Genomic DNA, 17,440 nt, shown 5'->3' with positions numbered 1-17,440 from the left:
TGCGCGGCCATGGGATTTCCTCCAAGGAGCTGCAATGCTGATACGTACCGGCCATAACGGTTTTGTCCACCCCCAGGGCAGCGAGATCACGCCCCAGTCCGCCTACGAAGGGCGCCGCCGCATGCTGCGCACGCTGGCCGCGGGCGCCGCCGGTGCCACGCTCGCCGGCTGGGCGGCGCGCGATGCGCGCGCGGCCGTCGAGCGCCCGGGCAAGCTGGCCGCGCTGCCGGGCGCGCCCAGCCAGGTGGCGGGCGCGAACACGATGGAAGCGCCCACTTCCTATGCCGATGCCTCGCAGTACAACAACTACTACGAGTTCGGCCTCGACAAGGCCGACCCGGCGCGCAACGCGCACACGCTCAAGACCACGCCCTGGAGCATCAAGGTCGAGGGCCTGGTGGCCAAGCCAAGGACGTTCGGACTGGAGGAGCTGCTCAAGCTCAGCGCGCAGGAAGAGCGCATCTACCGCCTGCGCTGCGTCGAGGGCTGGTCGATGGTCATTCCCTGGGTCGGCTATTCGCTGGCGCAGCTGCTGCGCCAGGTCCAGCCGCTGGGCAGCGCGAAGTACGTCGAGTTCGTGACGCTGGCCGACAAGAACCAGATGCCGGGCCTGCGCAGCAGCGTGCTCGACTGGCCCTACACCGAGGGGCTGCGCCTCGACGAGGCGATGCACCCGCTGACGCTGCTGGCCTTCGGCATGTATGGCGAGGTGCTGCCGCCGCAAAACGGCGCGCCGGTGCGCCTGGTTGTGCCCTGGAAGTACGGCTTCAAGAGTGCCAAGAGCATTGTTGCCATCCGCCTCACCGACAAGCAGCCGGGCACGGCCTGGAACAAGGCCGCGCGCAACGAGTACGGCTTCTATTCGAACGTGAACCCCGACGTGCCGCATCCGCGCTGGAGCCAGGCCACCGAGCGGCGCATCGGCGAGGGCGGGCTGTTTGCCAAGAAGCGCAAGACGCTGCTGTTCAATGGCTATGGCGATCAGGTGGCCTCGATGTATGCAGGCATGGATTTGAAGCAACAATTTTGAACGCCCCGCCGATGCGCGCCGCGGCGCCGCGCTGGAAAGCCGCCTTCATGCACCCCGCAGCCAAGCCGCTGCTGTTCGTGCTGTGCCTGCTGCCGTTTGCGCAGCTGCTGTATGGCGCGGTGTTCGATACGCTGGGCGCGAACCCGGCCGAGGCGCTGCTGCGCGCCACGGGCGACTGGACGCTGCGCTTCCTGTGCGTGGCATTGGCCGTGACGCCCGCTCGCGTGCTGCTGGGCCTGCCGGCGCTGGCGCGCTTTCGGCGCATGCTGGGGCTCTACGTGTTCTTCTATGCGCTGCTGCACCTGCTGTGCTATTCGGTCTTCGACCAGGGGCTGGACCTGGCCGAGATCTGGCGCGACACGCTGGAGCGCCCGTTCATCCTGGTCGGCATGCTGGCCTTCGTGCTGCTCACGGCGCTGGCCGCGACCTCGCCGCACCGCATGACCCGGCTGCTGGGCGCACGCCGCTGGCAGCGGCTGCACCGCAGCGTGTATGCGGTGGCGGGCCTGGCGCTGCTGCATTTCTTCTGGATGCGCGCGGGCAAGAACAATTTTGCCGAGGTACTGGTCTACACCGCCATCATCGCGCTGCTGCTGGGCTGGCGCGCGCAGCGCGCGATCCGCAAGCGCCGCGCGGCGGCATGATCACCCGTTGACGGCACGCAGCGGCGCACGCGTCAGGCGCGACACCGGGTCGATCAGTGCCGTCGAGACCTGGTAGGCACGCTGGTCGAACAGGTCGATGCCGCAGGCCAGGTGCTCGAGCCAGTCGAAGAACGCGTCGATGGCCGCTCGGCCCTGGATGGGCGCGCCATGCTGGGGCACGAGCATGGCGATGTCGAGCGGGCGCACCATCTGCAGCCACAGCCGCAGAATCTTGTTCGACACCATGTAGCGCCGGTGGAAGCCCTCCATGTGTGCGATGTGCGGTGCCAGGTCGGTGACCGGCACCGCGGCCTGCGCGCCGCTGAGCATGGACGCGCCCAGGTCGCCGGTGAACAGGATGCGGCTCACCGGGTCGTAGAAATGGAAATTGCCCTCGGAGTGCAGGAAATGCGCGGGCAGCAGCAGCAACTCGTTGCGGCCCAGCGGCAGGCGCCCGCCCGCGTCGGGTACGCCGATGATGCGCGCGTCGGTCTTGCCGGCCTTGGTGAAATGCGGCACGAAGCGTTCCCACACGCGCGAGATCACGAGCCGCGCCTGGGTGCTGCTCATCCAGCGGTCGAGCGAGGCAATGATGTCCGGGTCGGCATGCGAGGCAATCACATATGACAGCCGCGCCGGCGCGAAGTGGCGCACCATGCCCATGAACAGTTCGTTGAAGGCCAGGTTGCCGCCCGGATCGATGATCGCGCCGGTATCGCCGTCGACGATCAGGAACTGGTTGGCCTGCACGGCCTGGCCGTCTTCCTCGATCAGGTCGCAGAACATCAGGCAGGCGTGCTGCCGGTCGCGGTAGAGCTCAATCGGCATGGCAGGCCATCCAGCGAAAAAGTCCACTGTAGGTGCTGCCGCAGCACGCCTTCTTGACCTGGATCAGCCAGTCACGCCAGCGCGCCGTCAGCGGGCGTTGGCGGGCAACAGCGGCGCGGGGTCGCTGGTTTCCGGCGCGTCGTCGAAAATCGGCGGACGCAGCGTCTGAGGCAGCGTTGCACGCTGCGCCGCCTCGGGCGCGGTCGGCAGATAGAGCGGTCCGCGCTGGCCGCAGGCCAGCAGCGACGCCGCACTCAGCGCAAGGGCAAAAGACCTGACTAGAATTTGGGAAGCTCTCAACATATGCAAATTGTAATGAACGACCTTGAATTCCTGGACTGCGCTGAAAAACTGCTGCTGGCGGTGGAGCAGGGCTGCGACCGCATCAACGATGACACCGATGCCGACATCGACGCCCAGCGCGTGGGCGGCATGGTCACGCTGTCGTTTCCCAACCGCAGCCAGATTGTGATCAACCTGCAGAAACCTCTGCACGAAGTGTGGCTGGCGGCCAAGGCCGGCGGATTCCACTTCCGCTACGATACCGGCCAGTCCTGCTGGCTCGACACCAAGGGCGAGGGCGAGTTCTTTGCCTGCCTGAGCCGCTATGCGTCGGAACAGTCCGGGCTGCAACTGACTTTCAGCGCCTGAACGGCCGCCGGCAAGACAGCAAAAAGCCCCTCGCGAGGGGCTTTTTGCATGGCGTCAGTTCCGGAACAGGTCGAGGATGCGGTTGCGTTCCTCGGCGGCCGGCGGTGGCGCCTCGCCGGTGTCGGTGGCGCCGCCGCCGTCGGACATGCCCAGGCTGGCCACGCCCGCATTGCGCGCGAACTCCTCATAGAACCATTCGCCGCCGACGTTGACCACGCCCGGCGGCACGGGCAGTTCGGCCACGGGCACGCCCTTGAGCGCGTGCTGCATGAAGTCGATCCAGATCGGCAGGCTCAGCCCGCCGCCGGTCTCGCGCGAGCCCAGGTTGCGCGGCGTGTCGTAGCCGATCCAGGTCACCGCCGCCAGCGTCGGCTGGAAGCCGCCGAACCAGGCATCGACCGAGTCGTTGGTGGTGCCGGTCTTGCCGTAGAGGTCGGGGCGCTTGAGCGTCGCCTGGGCGCGCGCCGCGGTGCCGACGCGGGCCACGTCCTGCAGCATGCTGTCCATGATGAAGGCATTGCGTGCCGGGATCGCCTCGGGCATCTGTTCGAGCGGCTTGGGCACGAATTCGGACAGCACGCGGCCCTTGTGGTCGGTGATGCGCGTGATCAGCCACGGGTTCACGCGGCGTCCGCCGTTGGCGAACACCGAGTAGCCCGCCACCATCTGCATCGGCGTGACCGAGCCCGCGCCCAGCGCCATGGTCAGGTAGGCCGGGTGCTTGTCGGCTTCGAAGCCGAAACGCGTGACCCATTCCTGGCCGTACTTGGGGCCGATCGCCTGCAGCAGGCGGATCGAGATCATGTTCTTCGACTTGTTCAGGCCGGTGCGCATGCTCATCGGGCCGTCATAGCGCGAGTCGTAGTTCTTCGGCTCCCAGGGCTGGCCGCCGGTGGTGCCGGCGCTGAAGAAGATCGGCGCGTCGTTGATCATCGTCGCCGGCGAGAAGCCTTTTTCCAGCGCCGCCGAGTAGATGAAGGGCTTGAAGCTCGAACCCGGCTGGCGCCAGGCCTGCGTCACGTGGTTGAACTTGTTCTTGCCGAAGTCGAAGCCGCCGACCAGTGCGCGGATCGCGCCGGTACGCGGGTCGAGTGCGACAAACGCGCCCTCGACCTCGGGCAGCTGGGTGATCTCCCAGGTGTTCTTCGGTGTCTTGACCACGCGGATCACGGCGCCGGCGCGCAGCTTGGTATTGGGCGGTGCCTTGTCGCTGAGGCCCGACTGGGCGGGCTTGAGGCCGTCGCCGGTGATCTCGAACTTCTCGCCGTCGGCACGCGTCGCGACGATCTTGCGCGGCGTGGCGTCCAGCACCACGGCGGACATCACGTTGCCGTTGTCGGGGTGGTTGGCCAGCACGTCATCGATGGCGTTCTCGCGCTCCTCCGGGTCCTGCGGCAGCGCGATGAAGCGCTCGGGGCCGCGGTAGTGCTGGCGGCGCTCGTAGTCCATGATGCCCTTGCGCAGCGCGGTGTAGGCCGCGTCCTGTTCACCCGCGTTGAGCGTGGTGTAGACATTGATGCCGCGCGTGTAGGCTTCGTTGCCGTACTGGGCGAAGATCAGCTGGCGCGCCATTTCAGCCACGTACTCGGCATGCACGCGGGTGTTGTTGCTGCCCGAGCTGATCTTGAGTTCTTCCTGCTTGGCCTGCTGGGCCTGTGCGGCGGTGATGAACCCGTTTTCCTCCATGCGTTCGATGATATAGAGCTGGCGCGCGCGTGCGCGCTTGGGGTTGCTGATCGGGTTGTACGCCGACGGCGCCTTGGGCAGGCCGGCCAGCATCGCGGCCTCGGCCACCGAGATGTCCTTGAGCGGCTTGCCGAAGTAGGCTTCGGACGCGGCCGCGAAACCATAGGCGCGGTTGCCCAGGTAGATCTGGTTCATGTAGATCTCGAGGATCTGGTTCTTCGTCAGCAGGTGCTCGAGCTTGAAGGTCAGCAGCACTTCGTAGATCTTGCGCGTGAAGGTCTTTTCCGAGGACAGATAGACGTTGCGCGCGACCTGCATGGTGATCGTCGACGCGCCCTGGCTCTTGCCGCCCGCGCCCAGGTTGGCCAGCACGGCGCGCGCAATGCCCTTGTAGTCGACGCCGCCGTGCTCGAAGAAGCGCGTGTCTTCGATGGCCAGCACCGCATCGGTCATGACCTTGGGAATTTCCTGGATCGGCGTCAGCGTGCGCCGCTCCTCGCCGAACTCGCCCAGCAGCGCGCCTTCGGCCGAATACACGCGCAGCGGCAGCTTGGGACGGTAGTCGGCGAGCTCGGAGACGTCGGGCAGGTTGGGATACGCCATGGCCAGCGCCACCGCCACCGTCAGCAGCACGCCTGCGGCCACCGCCACGGCCAAGCCGACCAATCCGAACAGGAGCTTGGTCAACCAGTGGTGGGGGGCGCGGGGCGGGGCCGAACGGGACGAGGAAGGCTTGTCGGTTTTTTCAGGAGTCGGCATGGCGCAGCAGAAGGAGAGGAACAGGCATTATAAAAATCAGCGCGAACCGGGTGCCGCGCAGCAACACAATGCCATCGGAGAGAGAAATGCCAGGCCAGGACCGGCGTGCGCCAAGTGTCCGCGAAGTCTCGATTCCTTCGCAGGCAAACGTCTTATTTAGGCCACGTAAAGCGGATACAGTTGCTACAACTATATTGGTTGGACGAGGGTCTTGCTGATAGCATCAAAGAGGAATGTGAGACTTTGTTGCATTTCATTACAGGCTCGGGAGGGCACGTTGATCACTGTAGGTTCCCTGTTCAATCGCCAGCCTGCATCCTTGCTGGGTATTGACATCAGCTCATCGAGCATCAAGCTGGTAGAACTTGGACGCGAGCCTTCTGGGATGCTGGTGCTCGAGCGTTGCTGCATCGAGCCGCTCGAGCGGGGCTGGATCGTCGACGGCAACATCGAGAAGTTCGACGAGGTGGCCGAGGCCCTGCGCCGCCTGGTGAAGAAAAGCGGCACGCGCAGCAAGAACGTGGCGATGGCGCTGCCGCCTTCGGCGGTCATCACCAAGAGGATCTCGCTGCCCGGCGAAATGAGCGAGCAGGAACTCGAAGTGCAAGTCGAGTCCGAAGCCAATCAGTACATTCCCTTCTCGCTCGATGAGGTGAGCCTCGACTTCTGCGTCATCGGCCCCACGGCCAACTCGCCCGGCGATGTCGATGTGCTGATCGCGGCTTCCCGGCGCGAGAAGGTCCAGGACCGCCAGGGCCTGGCCGAAGCGGCCGGGCTGACTCCGGTCATCGTCGACATCGAATCGCATTGCGCGCGCCTGGCCGCGCGGCGGCTGATCGAGAAGCTGCCGCAACGGGGCGAGGACGCGCTGGTGGCGCTGTTCGAGGTCGGCGCGCTGACCACCAGCATGCAGGTGCTGCGCAACGAAGAGGTCCTGTACGAGCGCGACCAGGCGTTTGGCGGCGCGCAGCTGACGCAGCTGATCGCGCGCCAGTACGGCTTCTCCCAGGAGGAAGCCGAGAGCAAGAAGCGCAACGCCGATCTTCCCGAGGACTACCCCACCGTGGTGCTCAAGCCGTTTGTCGAAAGCATGACCCAGGAGGTTGCGCGCGCGCTGCAATTCTTCTTCACCAGCACGCCTTACAACCGGGTCGACCATATCCTGCTCGCCGGCGGCTCGGCGCCGCTGCCCGGGCTGGTCGAGGCCATCACCCAGCACACCGGCCTTGCCTGCAGCCTGGTGAATCCGTTCGATGGCATGCAGATGGGCGGCAATATCCGGCTCAAGAAAATGGCGCGCGAGGCGCCTTCCTATCTGACCGCCTGCGGCCTGGCCCTGCGAAGGTTCCTGCAGTGATACTGATCAACCTACTTCCCCACCGCGAGGCGGCACGCAAGCGCCGCAAGCAGCTGTTCCAGACCACGATGCTGCTGTCTTTCATGGCGGGCCTGGTCATTGCGGGCCTGATCTATACGCTGCTGCAGAACCTCATCACCGCCCAGCAGGAAAAGAACAGCCTGCTGCATGCCGAGATCAAGGTGCTGGAAAAGCAGATCGGGGAGATCGCCGGCCTGGAAAAAGAGATCACCGCGCTGCGCGCGCGCCAGAAGGCCGTCGAGGACCTGCAATCCGACCGCAACCTGCCGGTGCACCTGCTGCATGAACTGGTGGTGCAGTTGCCCGACGGCGTCTATGTGACCAGCCTCAAACAGGAAGGACAGGTCGTCAGCATGCAAGGCATGGCCCAGTCCAATGAGCGGGTTTCCGAGATGCTGCGCAACCTGTCCGAGAACACTCCCTGGTTCTCCAAGCCGGAACTCACCGAGATCGTCGCCACCAACCTGGCGTTGACGCCCAGGGACCAGCGCCGCGTGGCCTCGTTCAACCTGCGTTTCCAGCTGATGCGCACCAGCGAGCTGCAAGCCAAGGACAACGCTGCGCCCGCCGCGGGCGGGAGATGACAATGCCCAAGAAACCGCGCCAAGGCCCCGACTTCGCCCGGCTCCAGGCCGACCTGCGCAAGCAGTTCACCAACCTGCATCCGAACGACCCCTCGCAGTGGCCGATCGTGCCGCGCACGCTGCTGTGCATTGCCATCGCGGTCGGCGTGGCCGCCGTGCTGTGGTTCGTGCTGCTCAGCGATTACCGCGACGAACTGCAGCGCGAGCAGGACCAGGAAGCGACGCTGCGCCAGGATTTCCAGACCAAGCTGGCCAAGGCCGTGAGCCTGGATGCGCTCAAGCAGCAGCGCGAGCAGGTCCAGCAGTATGTGATCCAGCTGGAAAAACAGCTGCCCAGCAAAGCCGAAATGGCCGCGTTGCTGTCCGATATCAACCAGGCCGGGCTGGGGCGCAGCCTGCAGTTCGAGCTGTTCCGTCCGGGGCAGATGGTGGTCAGGGACTACTACGCCGAACTGCCCATCGCGGTCAAGGTCACGGGCAGCTACCACGACATCGGCGCGTTCGCGTCGGACATCGCGCATCTGTCGCGCATCGTCACGCTCAACAACATCGCGATCGCGCCGGTCAGCAAGGACGGCGGCGGCACCCTGGCCATGGACGCGACGGCGCGCACCTTCCGCTACCTCGATGCCGAAGAGATCGAGACGCAGAAGCGCGCCGCCGCGGGGAAGAAATGATGCAGCAACGATCATTGATCCTGGCGCTGGGCCTGTGCACCGCGCTGCTGGTCGGCTGTTCGAATCCCGAGCACGAGGAATTGCAGCAGTGGATGGCGCAGCAGCGCGCGCAGGCCCGGCCGCGCATCACGCCGATTGCCGAACCCAAGCAGTTCCAGCCCCAGACCTACACGGCCGACGGCGGCGTCGATCCGTTCGACCCGGGCAAGCTCACGCAGGCACTGCGCCGCGATTCGGCGCAGCAGGGCGCGCGTTCGGGAATCATCCAGTCCGAACTCAACCGCCGCAAGGAGCCGCTCGAAGCCATGCCGCTCGATGCGATGGCCATGGTCGGCAGCCTGCAAAAGCAGGGCCAGCCGACGGCACTGATCAAGGTCGATCAACTGCTCTACCAGGTGCGCGTCGGCAATTACCTGGGCCAGAACTATGGAAAAGTGCTGCGCATCACGGAAAACTCCGTCCAGCTGCGTGAAATCATCCAGGACGTGACCGGCGAATGGATAGAGCGCAACACCGAACTGGTGCTGCAGGAGACACAGAAATGATGAAAAACAACCGCGCCGTGCTGGCGCAGTGCCGGCGCGCCGTCGTCGCGGCGGCGCTACTGCTGTCGACCAGCGTTTTTGCCCAGGGAGCGATCCAGTCCGTCACGGGATCGCTGCAGGATGGCAGCGAAGTGCTGCGCATCGAGCTGTCGCAACCGCTTTCGGCGCCGCCCGCGGGCTTTGCCATCCAGTCGCCGGCGCGCATCGCGCTGGACTTTCCGGGCACGCAGAATGCCACGGGGCAGACGCAACTCGAACTCAACCAGGGCAACCTGCGCTCGGTCAATGTGGTCGAGGCCGGCGGGCGCTCGCGCGTGGTGATCAATCTCAAGGCCGCGACCTCCTACAAGACCGACATCCAGGGCAACAACCTGTATGTGATCCTCGCGCCCGTGCCGACGGCGGCCACCTTGCAGGCGGTGGCCGAGCCGCGCGTGTTCGCCAATAGGACCGCCGCCAGCGACGTGCAGCCGATCCGCGACGTGGACTTCCGCCGCGGCGCGGACAGTGCCGGGCGCATCGTGGTCGGCCTGGCAAGCAACCAGGTGGCGGTGGACCTGCGCCAGGAAGGCCGGGTGCTGGTCGCCGACTTCCTGCGCTCCTCGCTGCCCGAAGGCCTGCGCCGCAGGCTCGACGTCACCGACTTCGGCACGCCGGTGCAGACCATCACCACCTCCGAGGCCGGCGGCCGCGTGCGCATGCGCATCGAGCCCACCGGGGAGTGGGAGCACAGCGCCTACCAGAGCGACAACCAGTTCGTCATCGAGGTGCGGCAGAAGAAGGTCGACACGACCAAGCTGAGCCAGGGCCCGGGCTTCACCGGCGAGAAGCTGTCGCTGAATTTCCAGAGCATCGAGGTGCGCTCGCTGCTGCAGGTCATTGCCGACTTCACCAATTTCAACATCGTCACCTCCGACACCGTCACCGGCTCGCTGACGCTGCGCCTCAAGGACGTGCCCTGGGACCAGGCGCTGCAGATCATCATGGATGCCAAGGGCCTGGGCATGCGCAAGTCGGGCTCGGTGCTGTGGATCGCGCCCAAGGATGAAATCGACGCGCGCATCAAGAAGGACTTCGAGGCGACCCTGGCCATCCAGAAGCTCGAGCCGCTGCGCACGCAGGGCTTCCAGCTCAACTACGCCAAGGCCACCGCCATGATCGCGCAGATCGCGAGCAATGCGGGCGGCGGCACCGGTTCGACCACGCGCTTCCTGTCGGAACGCGGCTCGGCCATTGCCGAACCGCGCACCAACCAGCTGTTCGTGACCGATACCGCAAGCAAGCTCGAAGAAGTGAAGAACCTGCTGGCAACGCTGGACATTCCGGTGCGCCAGGTGCTGATCGAGGCACGCATCGTCGAAGCCCGCGACACCTTCGGCCGTTCGCTGGGCGTGAAGCTCGGCGGTGGCGACCTGCGCGCGCAGAACGGCGGCAATGGCGGCTATTCGATCGGCGGCGGCAACCGCATCGGTTTCGGCACCAGCTACGCCAACTCCACCGCCACCGCGGGCGCGGGCGGCACCGTGGACACCTCGGGCACCTTCGTGAACCTGCCGGCCTCGCTGTCCAACGTGCAGTCGGCCGGCACGTTCGCGCTGTCGATCTTCAACTCGGCCGCCAACCGTTTCCTCACGCTGGAGCTGTCGGCCATGGAAGCCGACGGCAAGGGCAAGGTGGTGTCGAGCCCGCGGCTGATCACCGCCGACCAGACCAAGGCCTTGATCGAGCAGGGCACGGAGTACCCGTATTCGGTCACGGCGCCCAACGGCGCGACCACGATTGCCTTCAAGAAGGCCGTGCTCAAGCTTGAAGTCACGCCGCAGATCACGCCCGAGGGCAACATCATTCTGGACCTCGACGTCAACAAGGACAGCCGCGGCGAGACCACCAGCCAGGGCGTGGCCATCGACACCAAGCATATCCAGACCCAGGTGCTGGTCGAGAACGGCGGCACGGTGGTGATCGGCGGCATCTTCGAGATGGAAGAGACCAACAACGAGACCAAGGTGCCGCTGCTGGGCGACATGCCCGTCGTCGGCAACCTGTTCAAGAGCCGCACGCGCGAGACGTCGAAGCGGGAAATGCTGGTGTTCATCACGCCCAAGATGCTGATGCAGAACCCGACGGCGCGCTGATTTTTAATCGAGAGACAAGAAAAATGAAGATCCACAACTGTGTATTGGCGATCGTGATGAGCGCGGCCCTTGCGGCCTGCGGCGGAGGAGGGGGGAGCGCGGGCACGCCGGGATTTGGCGGCGGGACCGGAACGGATACGGGCGGCGGCACGGACACCGGAACCGGTGGCGGCACGGTCACGCCGGCCAGCTATGTGATGCAATTGCAGTTGCAGAACAGCGCCGGGGCCGATATCGCCAGCAACTCGTTTGCGGCTTCCGACACGGTGAAGCTGCTGGCGACGCTCAAGACCTCGGCCGGTGCGGCCGCACCCAATGAAGTCGTGACCTTTGCCGAAAGCGGCAGCGGCCTGCTGCAGTTCACGCCCACCGCGGCCACGGCGCTGACCAATGCCAGCGGGCAGGCGGTGATGGAAATCAAGGCCAAGGCGCTCGATGCGCTGGGTGCGACCACCGTGAGTGCGACAGCCACCGTGGCGGGAACGGCCTATGCCGCATCGCGCAACCTGGCGGTCACGGGCGCCGTGGTCGAGGGAGTGGATCCGCAGACGCTGGCGAAGGGCGTGAACTTTGTTGCGGCAGTGCCCGCCGACAAATCCATCGTGATCGCGGGTGCGGGTGGCAATGGCCGCTCCGAAACCGCCATCCTGCAATACAAGGTGGTGGATGGAACTGGCGCTGCCGTGCCTGGCGTGCGCGTGACTTTCGAAGCCATTCCGGCCAATGTGGTCACCCTCAACAGCACGACCGGAACCACGGATGCGAGCGGCCTTGTGGCCGCGTCAGTGTCTTCCAAGACGACGCCGACTTCTGTGGTGGTGAAAGCCACTGTGGCTGGTGCGGCGCTGCTCACCCAGTCCGACACGCTGACCGTGACCACAGGCACTGCGGTGCCCGCTGCGTTCGACCTTTCGGCCAGCAAGCATGTGCTCAACCTGAACCTCTCGGGCGATTCAAGCACCATCCGGATTGCTGTGGCAGATGCCAATGGCAATCCCGTGGCCGATGGTTTTCCGGTGGTGGCGACAACGACCTATGGCCGGGTGGGCTCATCCGACCGCGGTGGCTGCACGACGGTAAATGGCATCTGCGAGGTCGAGTACCAAGTGCAGAACCCGCGTCCCGCGGATGGCGTGCGCATTCCCATTGTGGTGACCGGACAGGCATATTCCGCGCTCCAGGGTCGGGATATAACGATCTCCGACACCATCTATCTCAACGCCACCAGCGTGAGCTGGGTCAACCTCTTCCCCGTTGGCAGCAATACTCCAGTCACCAGCTTCCCTTTGCCTGAGTTCGATGGCACTTGCAAGGCAATGTGGACCGGTGAGCTGGGCACCAACGCCGGTTTCGCTGCGCCTGCTGGCGCGACCCTGGCGGTCGAATCGACGTCGCCGGTGCTCACGGCCGCCGTGACCTCGGGTGTGCCAGTGATGGATTCGCCCAATACCCGGGCGCCCGACGCGACGTCACCCAATTCGCGCACGCGTACGGTGCTGAGCTTCACCTTGAACAATGCCACGGCGAACGGCACGGCCAACCTGCTGTTCACGGTCACGGCCGGCACCTCGGTGCAACAGTTCGCGGCAACCGTTCCCTACCGCGCCTGCACGCCAGCCACTTGACGTGCAAACGCTTCATTGCGTCCTGTCCCCGCCACTTGCGCTAAGCTCGGCGGCGGCGACTTCACGGCACAACTGACAAATCCGCCTCCGGGCGGATTTTTTCCATCCCCATGTATACATTGATCGGCCTTCCGGGCAGCGGAAAAACCACCATCGGCAGGCAACTGGCGCAGCTCTGGGGCATGGGTTTCGTCGACTCCGACCATGTGATCGAGCAGCGCCTGGGCTGCAGCATCGCGGCGTATTTCGCGGCGCACGGCGAGGCTGCGTTCCGCGACGTGGAGCAGCAGGTCATCGACGAGATCACGGCCGCGCCGCAACCGCTGCTGCTGTCCACGGGCGGCGGCGTGGTGCTGCGCGAGGCCAACCGGCTGCATCTGCGCTCGCGCTCGACGGTGTTCTACCTGCAGGCCGCGCCCGAGGACATCGCGCGGCGGCTGCGCAACGACACCACGCGGCCGCTGCTCAAGGGGCAGGACCCGGGCGTGCGGCTGCGCGAGCTGATGCAGCAGCGCCATGCGCTGTACCTGGCGACCGCGCATTACACGATCAAGACCGCGCGCCTGTCGGTGACCCAGGTGGTGCGCAAGCTGGCCATGCAGGCCGAGCTGGGCGAATACGACCTGCCCGCGCCGCACAGCGGCGCGATGTCCCCGCGGCCATAGCTGGTGCATACCGCTGCGGGGCGCTTGCGGCTACGATAGACCGCTTGGCCGGAACAGCCGCCGGCTGCCCCACGCTACTTTTTGAGAATGGACGGAACACAATGGATCTGCGCGCATTGGCGGCTTGCCAGCACCAGGTGGACATCGATTTGGGCGAGCGCTCCTACCCCATCGTGATCGGCAGCGGCCTGCTGGGCGACCCCGCGGTCTACGCCGGCCTGCCCAAGGCCCGCGCCGCGCTGATCGTCACCAACACCACCGTCGAGCCGCTCTACGCGGCGCGGCTCCAGGCGGCGCTCGCGCCGCATTACCCGCAGGTGCATCTCGTGGCCTTGCCCGATGGCGAGGCGCACAAGGACTGGCAGACGCTGAACCAGATCTTCGACACGCTGCTGGGCCAGGGCTGCGACCGCAAGACGGTGCTGTTCGCATTGGGCGGCGGCGTGGTCGGCGACATGACCGGATTTGCGGCGGCCTGCTACATGCGCGGCGTGCCCTTCGTGCAGGTGCCGACCACGCTGCTGTCGCAGGTCGACTCGTCGGTGGGCGGCAAGACGGCCATCAACCACCCGCTGGGCAAGAACATGATCGGCGCGTTCTACCAGCCGCAGCTGGTGGTCTGCGACATCGACACGCTGACCACGCTGCCGGCGCGCGAGCTCGCCGCGGGCCTGGCCGAGGTCATCAAATACGGCCCGATTGCCGACATGGAATTCCTGGGCTGGCTCGAGGACAACCTCGATGCGCTGCTGGCCGGCGACAAGGCGGCGCTCGCGCATGCGGTCAAGCGCAGCGTCGAGATCAAGGCCTGGGTCGTGAGCCAGGACGAGCGCGAGGGCGGCCTGCGCGCCGTGCTCAATTTCGGCCATACCTTCGGCCACGCGATGGAAGCCGGCATGGGCTATGGCGTCTGGCTGCATGGCGAGGGCGTGGCGGCCGGCATGGTCATGGCCGCGCGGCTGTCGCGCCGCCTGGGGCTGGTCGACGAGGAATTCGTGCAGCGCCTGATCCGCCTGATCGACCGCGCCGGCCTGCCCACGCGCGGCGCCATCATCGCCAGCCGCGACAACGCCGGCCACTACCTGCAGCACATGCGCGTCGACAAGAAGGCCGAAGGCGGCGAGATCCGCTTCGTGCTGATTGCCGAGCCGGGCAAGGCCGTGGTGCGCTCGGCGCCCGACAGCCTGGTGCGTGAAATCATCGATGTCTGCTGCCGCTGAAATGGGGCCCCCACGCTCGCCCACTGCGTGTGGCTCGCTGCCCCCCGAGGGGGCTAGTTTTGCCTTGGGGCGGCCCGGCGGCAAAACTGACCAAGGGCTGGCTCGCTGGGCCAGCCAACCGGCGCAGACGCGCGGGCGGCTGCATGCCGAGGCGCCTGCGCCCACGCGCTCCGACCACCAGCGCGACCGCGACCGCATCGTGCATTCGTCGGCCTTCCGGCGCCTGGTCTACAAGACCCAGGTGTTCCTGAACCACGAGGGCGACCTGTTTCGCACGCGGCTCACGCATTCGCTCGAAGTCGCCCAGCTCGGGCGCTCGATTGCGCGCTCGCTGCGGCTCAACGAGGATCTGGTCGAGGCCATCTGCCTCGCGCATGACCTGGGCCACACGCCGTTCGGCCATGCGGGCCAGGATGCGCTCAACGCGTGCATGCGCGAGTGGGGCGGTTTCGAGCACAACCTGCAAAGCCTGCGCGTGGTCGACCGGCTCGAGGAGCGCTATCCCGGCTTTGACGGACTGAACCTGACGTTCGAGACGCGCGAAGGCATTCTCAAGCACTGCTCGCGCGCGAACGCCGAGCGCATCGAGCAGCGCGAGCCCGGCGGCATTGCCCAGCGTTTCCTGCGCGGCGAGCAACCCTCGCTCGAGGCCCAGCTGTGCAATCTGGCCGACGAGATTGCCTACAACGCCCATGACGTCGACGACGGCGTGCGTTCCGGCCTGATCGACATGGAGCAGTTGATGGCCGTGCCGCTGTTCGCGCGCTACCACGCGCTGACGCTGGCCCAGTACCCGGACATCGCCTTGCTGCCACACGGCCCGCGCCGGCTGCTGTACGACACCATCCGGCGCATGCTCAGCGACCAGGTCTATGACGTGGTGGCCGCGACGCAGGCGCGGCTGGCCGAAGCCGATCCGGCCGATGCACAGGCCGTGCGCAGCGCGCCGCCGCTGGTGGGTTTCAGCGCCGCGATGCGCGCCGAATCGACGCAGCTCAAGCGCTTCCTGTTCCAGAACCTCTACCGCCATCCGCAGGTGGTGCAGACCACCGAGCTGGCGCAGACCGTGGTGCGCGAGCTGTTTGCGATCTATCTGGCACGCCCGCAGGAAATGAAGCCGCGCTTCGCCGAGCGCGCGCAGGAGGCGGGCGACGCCACGGCGCTGGCGCGCGTGGCCTGCGACTTCGTTGCCGGCATGACCGACCGCTACGCCGCGCGCGAACATGCGCGGCTCACGGGGCGGCAGCTGCTGGCCTGAGCGATTGCCCGTCGCGCTGCGCCGGCAGGCCGGGATCGCTAAAATCCAGCACCCCCCACAATGCTCCCGCATGGCTGCGCACAGCGCGCGCCCAGGCTGGCGCCTGCACGATAAGGCTTCTTCCATGTCCGAATTCTCCTCCGCGCCTGACCTGCAGGCCTACCCCGCCGACCAGGTGATCGAAGACACGCGGCGCTGGCTGGAAAAGGCGGTCATCGGCTTGAACCTGTGCCCCTTTGCCAAGGCCGTGCATGTCAAGGACCAGATCCATTACGTGGTCAGCGAAGCCACCGATGCGCGCGGCGTGGCCGAACAGTTGCAGCAAGAGCTCGAAGCCCTGGCCGAGATCTCGCCCGAAAAGCGCGACACCACGCTGCTGATCGTGCCGCATGCGCTGCAGGACTTCCTCGACTTCAACGACTTCCTCGAGCTCGCCGACGAACTGGTCGAGGCCATGGACCTGGGCGGCATCCTGCAGGTGGCCTCGTTCCATCCGCAGTTCCAGTTCGAGGGCACGGAGGTCGACGACGTCACCAACTGCACCAACCGTTCGCCCTATCCCATCCTTCACCTGCTGCGCGAGGACAGCATCGACAAGGCCGTCGAAGCCTTTCCCGAGGCCGAGGCGATCTACGAGCACAACATGCAGACGCTGGAAAAGCTGGGCATCGAAGGCTGGCTGGACCTGGGCGTGGGCCCGCGCTGCCCCGTGACCGGCCAGGCGGCCAAGGACGCCAGGTAATGGCGCGCTCGGACAAGCAGGGCGCGAAGAAGGCGCCGCAGGATCCGTTCGAGCAGCTCGAGCTGCGCCCCGGCCAGTCGATCGAGCTGCTCAAGGCGCTGCACATCCTCACGCGCGAGGGCAAGATCAACCAGGATTCGCGCCGCAAGCTCAAGCAGGTCTATCACCTGTACCAGTTCATCGAGCCGCTGCTCAAGGAACTGTCGGCCAACGAGCACGCGGTGAAGCTGGCCGACCATGGCGCGGGCAAGTCGTATCTGGGCTTCATCCTGTACGACCTGTTCTTCAAGCCGCTTGGCCGCGGCGAGATCTACGGCATCGAGACGCGCGCGCCGCTGGTCGAGGCATCGCAGGCGCTGGCCGCGCAGCCGGGCTTCGAGCGCATGCACTTCCTCAACATGTCGGTGGCCGAATCCGCGCGCGTGGAATCGATGCCCGAACGCTTCGATATCGTCACCGCGCTGCATGCCTGCGATACCGCGACCGACGATGCGATTGCCTTCGGCCTCGAAAAGAAGGCCAGGGCCATGGTGATCGTGCCCTGCTGCCAGGCCGAGGTCGCGGCCTGCCTGCGCGAAACCAAGGCGCTGAGCCTCACGCGCACCCCGCTGGCCGAACTCTGGCGCCACCCCATCCACACGCGCGAGATGGGCAGCCAGATCACCAACGTGCTGCGCTGCCTGTACCTCGAAGCCTCGGGCTACCAGGTCACGGTGACCGAGCTGGTCGGATGGGAGCACAGCATGAAGAACGAACTGATCGTCGCGCGCTTCACGGGCAACAGGAAACGCAGCGCGGCCGAGCGGCTGCAGCTGCTGCTGCAGGAGTTCGGGCTGGACAGCCTGGGCGAGTCGCGGTTTCGATTGCCGGTGGCGCAGCAGGCCTGATTTGTCGGTGGGGACGTTCACCCTTCGACGCGCTCAGGGCGAACGGTGTGCTCGATGGGCTTGTGTCCTGGCACAAGACGGGCGGCTTTTGATTCCGATCGTCCTGAGCTTGTCGAAGGATGACGG

Annotated in this window: 17 protein-coding genes; 14 read left to right on the top strand and 3 right to left on the bottom strand. The window is 66.1% G+C overall.

Annotation, left to right across the window (positions count from 1 at the left end):
- Window positions 1-34 precede the first annotated feature (34 nt).
- Window positions 35-1,030, top strand: a complete 996-nt coding sequence (gene msrP / locus HUK68_RS16080) for a protein-methionine-sulfoxide reductase catalytic subunit MsrP (protein ID WP_175505100.1) — start codon at window positions 35-37, stop codon at window positions 1,028-1,030.
- Window positions 1,031-1,041: 11 nt separating this feature from the next.
- Complete coding sequence (gene msrQ / locus HUK68_RS16075) at window positions 1,042-1,674, top strand: protein-methionine-sulfoxide reductase heme-binding subunit MsrQ (RefSeq protein WP_175505871.1); 633 nt, start codon at window positions 1,042-1,044, stop codon at window positions 1,672-1,674.
- On the opposite strand, the gene HUK68_RS16070 is transcribed toward msrQ, so the two are convergent.
- On the bottom strand, window positions 1,675-2,502 hold the full coding sequence (locus HUK68_RS16070) for an oxygen-binding di-iron domain-containing protein (RefSeq protein WP_175505099.1): 828 nt from the start codon (window positions 2,500-2,502) through the stop codon (window positions 1,675-1,677).
- 87 nt (window positions 2,503-2,589) lie between these two features.
- A complete protein-coding gene (lptM, locus tag HUK68_RS16065; protein ID WP_175505098.1) occupies window positions 2,590-2,805 on the bottom strand; it encodes an LPS translocon maturation chaperone LptM in 216 nt (71 codons plus the stop codon).
- A gap of 12 nt (window positions 2,806-2,817) precedes the next feature.
- On the opposite strand from lptM, the gene cyaY reads away from it, so the two are divergent.
- Window positions 2,818-3,153 carry an iron donor protein CyaY gene (gene cyaY, locus HUK68_RS16060; RefSeq protein ID WP_175505097.1) on the top strand — a complete coding sequence of 112 codons (336 nt, stop codon included), beginning with the start codon at window positions 2,818-2,820 and terminating at the stop codon, window positions 3,151-3,153.
- A gap of 54 nt (window positions 3,154-3,207) precedes the next feature.
- On the opposite strand, the gene HUK68_RS16055 is transcribed toward cyaY, so the two are convergent.
- Entirely contained in the window at window positions 3,208-5,598 is a 2,391-nt protein-coding gene (locus HUK68_RS16055) for a penicillin-binding protein 1A (RefSeq protein ID WP_175505096.1), read from the bottom strand.
- Between the two features lie 277 nt (window positions 5,599-5,875).
- On the opposite strand from HUK68_RS16055, the gene HUK68_RS16050 reads away from it, so the two are divergent.
- From HUK68_RS16050 to HUK68_RS16000, 11 genes are all read left to right on the top strand, one after another.
- Window positions 5,876-6,955 (top strand): pilus assembly protein PilM, encoded by a 1,080-nt coding sequence (locus HUK68_RS16050; RefSeq protein ID WP_175505095.1) that lies wholly within the window; start codon window positions 5,876-5,878, stop codon window positions 6,953-6,955.
- Window positions 6,952-7,560 carry a PilN domain-containing protein gene (locus HUK68_RS16045; RefSeq protein ID WP_175505094.1) on the top strand — a complete coding sequence of 203 codons (609 nt, stop codon included), beginning with the start codon at window positions 6,952-6,954 and terminating at the stop codon, window positions 7,558-7,560. Before HUK68_RS16050 ends, HUK68_RS16045 begins: the two co-directional genes overlap by 4 nt.
- 2 nt (window positions 7,561-7,562) lie before the next feature.
- A complete protein-coding gene (locus HUK68_RS16040; protein ID WP_175505093.1) occupies window positions 7,563-8,237 on the top strand; it encodes a type IV pilus inner membrane component PilO in 675 nt (224 codons plus the stop codon).
- A complete protein-coding gene (locus HUK68_RS16035; RefSeq protein ID WP_175505092.1) occupies window positions 8,237-8,782 on the top strand; it encodes a pilus assembly protein PilP in 546 nt (181 codons plus the stop codon). Before HUK68_RS16040 ends, HUK68_RS16035 begins: the two co-directional genes overlap by 1 nt.
- Window positions 8,782-10,917, top strand: coding sequence for a type IV pilus secretin PilQ (locus HUK68_RS16030; RefSeq protein ID WP_390887759.1), 2,136 nt, complete (start codon window positions 8,782-8,784; stop codon window positions 10,915-10,917). The genes HUK68_RS16035 and HUK68_RS16030 overlap by 1 nt, the downstream gene beginning before the upstream one ends.
- A 23-nt stretch (window positions 10,918-10,940) precedes the next feature.
- Window positions 10,941-12,542 (top strand): Ig-like domain-containing protein, encoded by a 1,602-nt coding sequence (locus tag HUK68_RS16025; RefSeq protein WP_175505090.1) that lies wholly within the window; start codon window positions 10,941-10,943, stop codon window positions 12,540-12,542.
- A gap of 110 nt (window positions 12,543-12,652) precedes the next feature.
- On the top strand, window positions 12,653-13,207 hold the full coding sequence (locus HUK68_RS16020) for a shikimate kinase (protein ID WP_175505089.1): 555 nt from the start codon (window positions 12,653-12,655) through the stop codon (window positions 13,205-13,207).
- A gap of 101 nt (window positions 13,208-13,308) precedes the next feature.
- Window positions 13,309-14,427, top strand: a complete 1,119-nt coding sequence (gene aroB / locus HUK68_RS16015; RefSeq protein ID WP_175505088.1) for a 3-dehydroquinate synthase — start codon at window positions 13,309-13,311, stop codon at window positions 14,425-14,427.
- 1 nt (window position 14,428) lies between these two features.
- Window positions 14,429-15,685 (top strand): deoxyguanosinetriphosphate triphosphohydrolase, encoded by a 1,257-nt coding sequence (locus tag HUK68_RS16010; RefSeq protein WP_175505870.1) that lies wholly within the window; start codon window positions 14,429-14,431, stop codon window positions 15,683-15,685.
- A 124-nt stretch (window positions 15,686-15,809) separates the two neighbouring features.
- Window positions 15,810-16,427: a DUF1415 domain-containing protein gene (locus HUK68_RS16005; RefSeq protein WP_175505087.1), complete on the top strand. Its 618-nt coding sequence runs from the start codon at window positions 15,810-15,812 to the stop codon at window positions 16,425-16,427.
- Complete coding sequence (locus HUK68_RS16000) at window positions 16,427-17,314, top strand: class I SAM-dependent methyltransferase (protein ID WP_175505086.1); 888 nt, start codon at window positions 16,427-16,429, stop codon at window positions 17,312-17,314. Before HUK68_RS16005 ends, HUK68_RS16000 begins: the two co-directional genes overlap by 1 nt.
- Window positions 17,315-17,440: the final 126 nt, after the last annotated feature.

Source organism: Comamonas antarctica (assembly GCF_013363755.1).
GTDB classification, from domain to species: Bacteria; Pseudomonadota; Gammaproteobacteria; order Burkholderiales; family Burkholderiaceae_C; genus Comamonas; species Comamonas antarctica.
The sequence above is the reverse complement of the archived record's forward strand: the minus strand, read 5'-3'. Positions and strand labels throughout refer to the sequence as shown.

Coding starts and splice junctions, on each gene's coding strand:
- msrP (WP_175505100.1), top strand. CDS start 35: ATGCTGATACGTACCGGCCATAACGGTTTTGTCCACCCCCAGGGCAGC.
- msrQ (WP_175505871.1), top strand. CDS start 1,042: ATGCGCGCCGCGGCGCCGCGCTGGAAAGCCGCCTTCATGCACCCCGCA.
- HUK68_RS16070 (WP_175505099.1), bottom strand. CDS start 2,502: ATGCCGATTGAGCTCTACCGCGACCGGCAGCACGCCTGCCTGATGTTC.
- lptM (WP_175505098.1), bottom strand. CDS start 2,805: ATGTTGAGAGCTTCCCAAATTCTAGTCAGGTCTTTTGCCCTTGCGCTG.
- cyaY (WP_175505097.1), top strand. CDS start 2,818: ATGAACGACCTTGAATTCCTGGACTGCGCTGAAAAACTGCTGCTGGCG.
- HUK68_RS16055 (WP_175505096.1), bottom strand. CDS start 5,598: ATGCCGACTCCTGAAAAAACCGACAAGCCTTCCTCGTCCCGTTCGGCC.
- HUK68_RS16040 (WP_175505093.1), top strand. CDS start 7,563: ATGCCCAAGAAACCGCGCCAAGGCCCCGACTTCGCCCGGCTCCAGGCC.
- HUK68_RS16035 (WP_175505092.1), top strand. CDS start 8,237: ATGCAGCAACGATCATTGATCCTGGCGCTGGGCCTGTGCACCGCGCTG.
- HUK68_RS16030 (WP_390887759.1), top strand. CDS start 8,782: ATGAAAAACAACCGCGCCGTGCTGGCGCAGTGCCGGCGCGCCGTCGTC.
- HUK68_RS16025 (WP_175505090.1), top strand. CDS start 10,941: ATGAAGATCCACAACTGTGTATTGGCGATCGTGATGAGCGCGGCCCTT.
- HUK68_RS16020 (WP_175505089.1), top strand. CDS start 12,653: ATGTATACATTGATCGGCCTTCCGGGCAGCGGAAAAACCACCATCGGC.
- aroB (WP_175505088.1), top strand. CDS start 13,309: ATGGATCTGCGCGCATTGGCGGCTTGCCAGCACCAGGTGGACATCGAT.
- HUK68_RS16010 (WP_175505870.1), top strand. CDS start 14,429: ATGGGGCCCCCACGCTCGCCCACTGCGTGTGGCTCGCTGCCCCCCGAG.
- HUK68_RS16005 (WP_175505087.1), top strand. CDS start 15,810: ATGTCCGAATTCTCCTCCGCGCCTGACCTGCAGGCCTACCCCGCCGAC.
- HUK68_RS16000 (WP_175505086.1), top strand. CDS start 16,427: ATGGCGCGCTCGGACAAGCAGGGCGCGAAGAAGGCGCCGCAGGATCCG.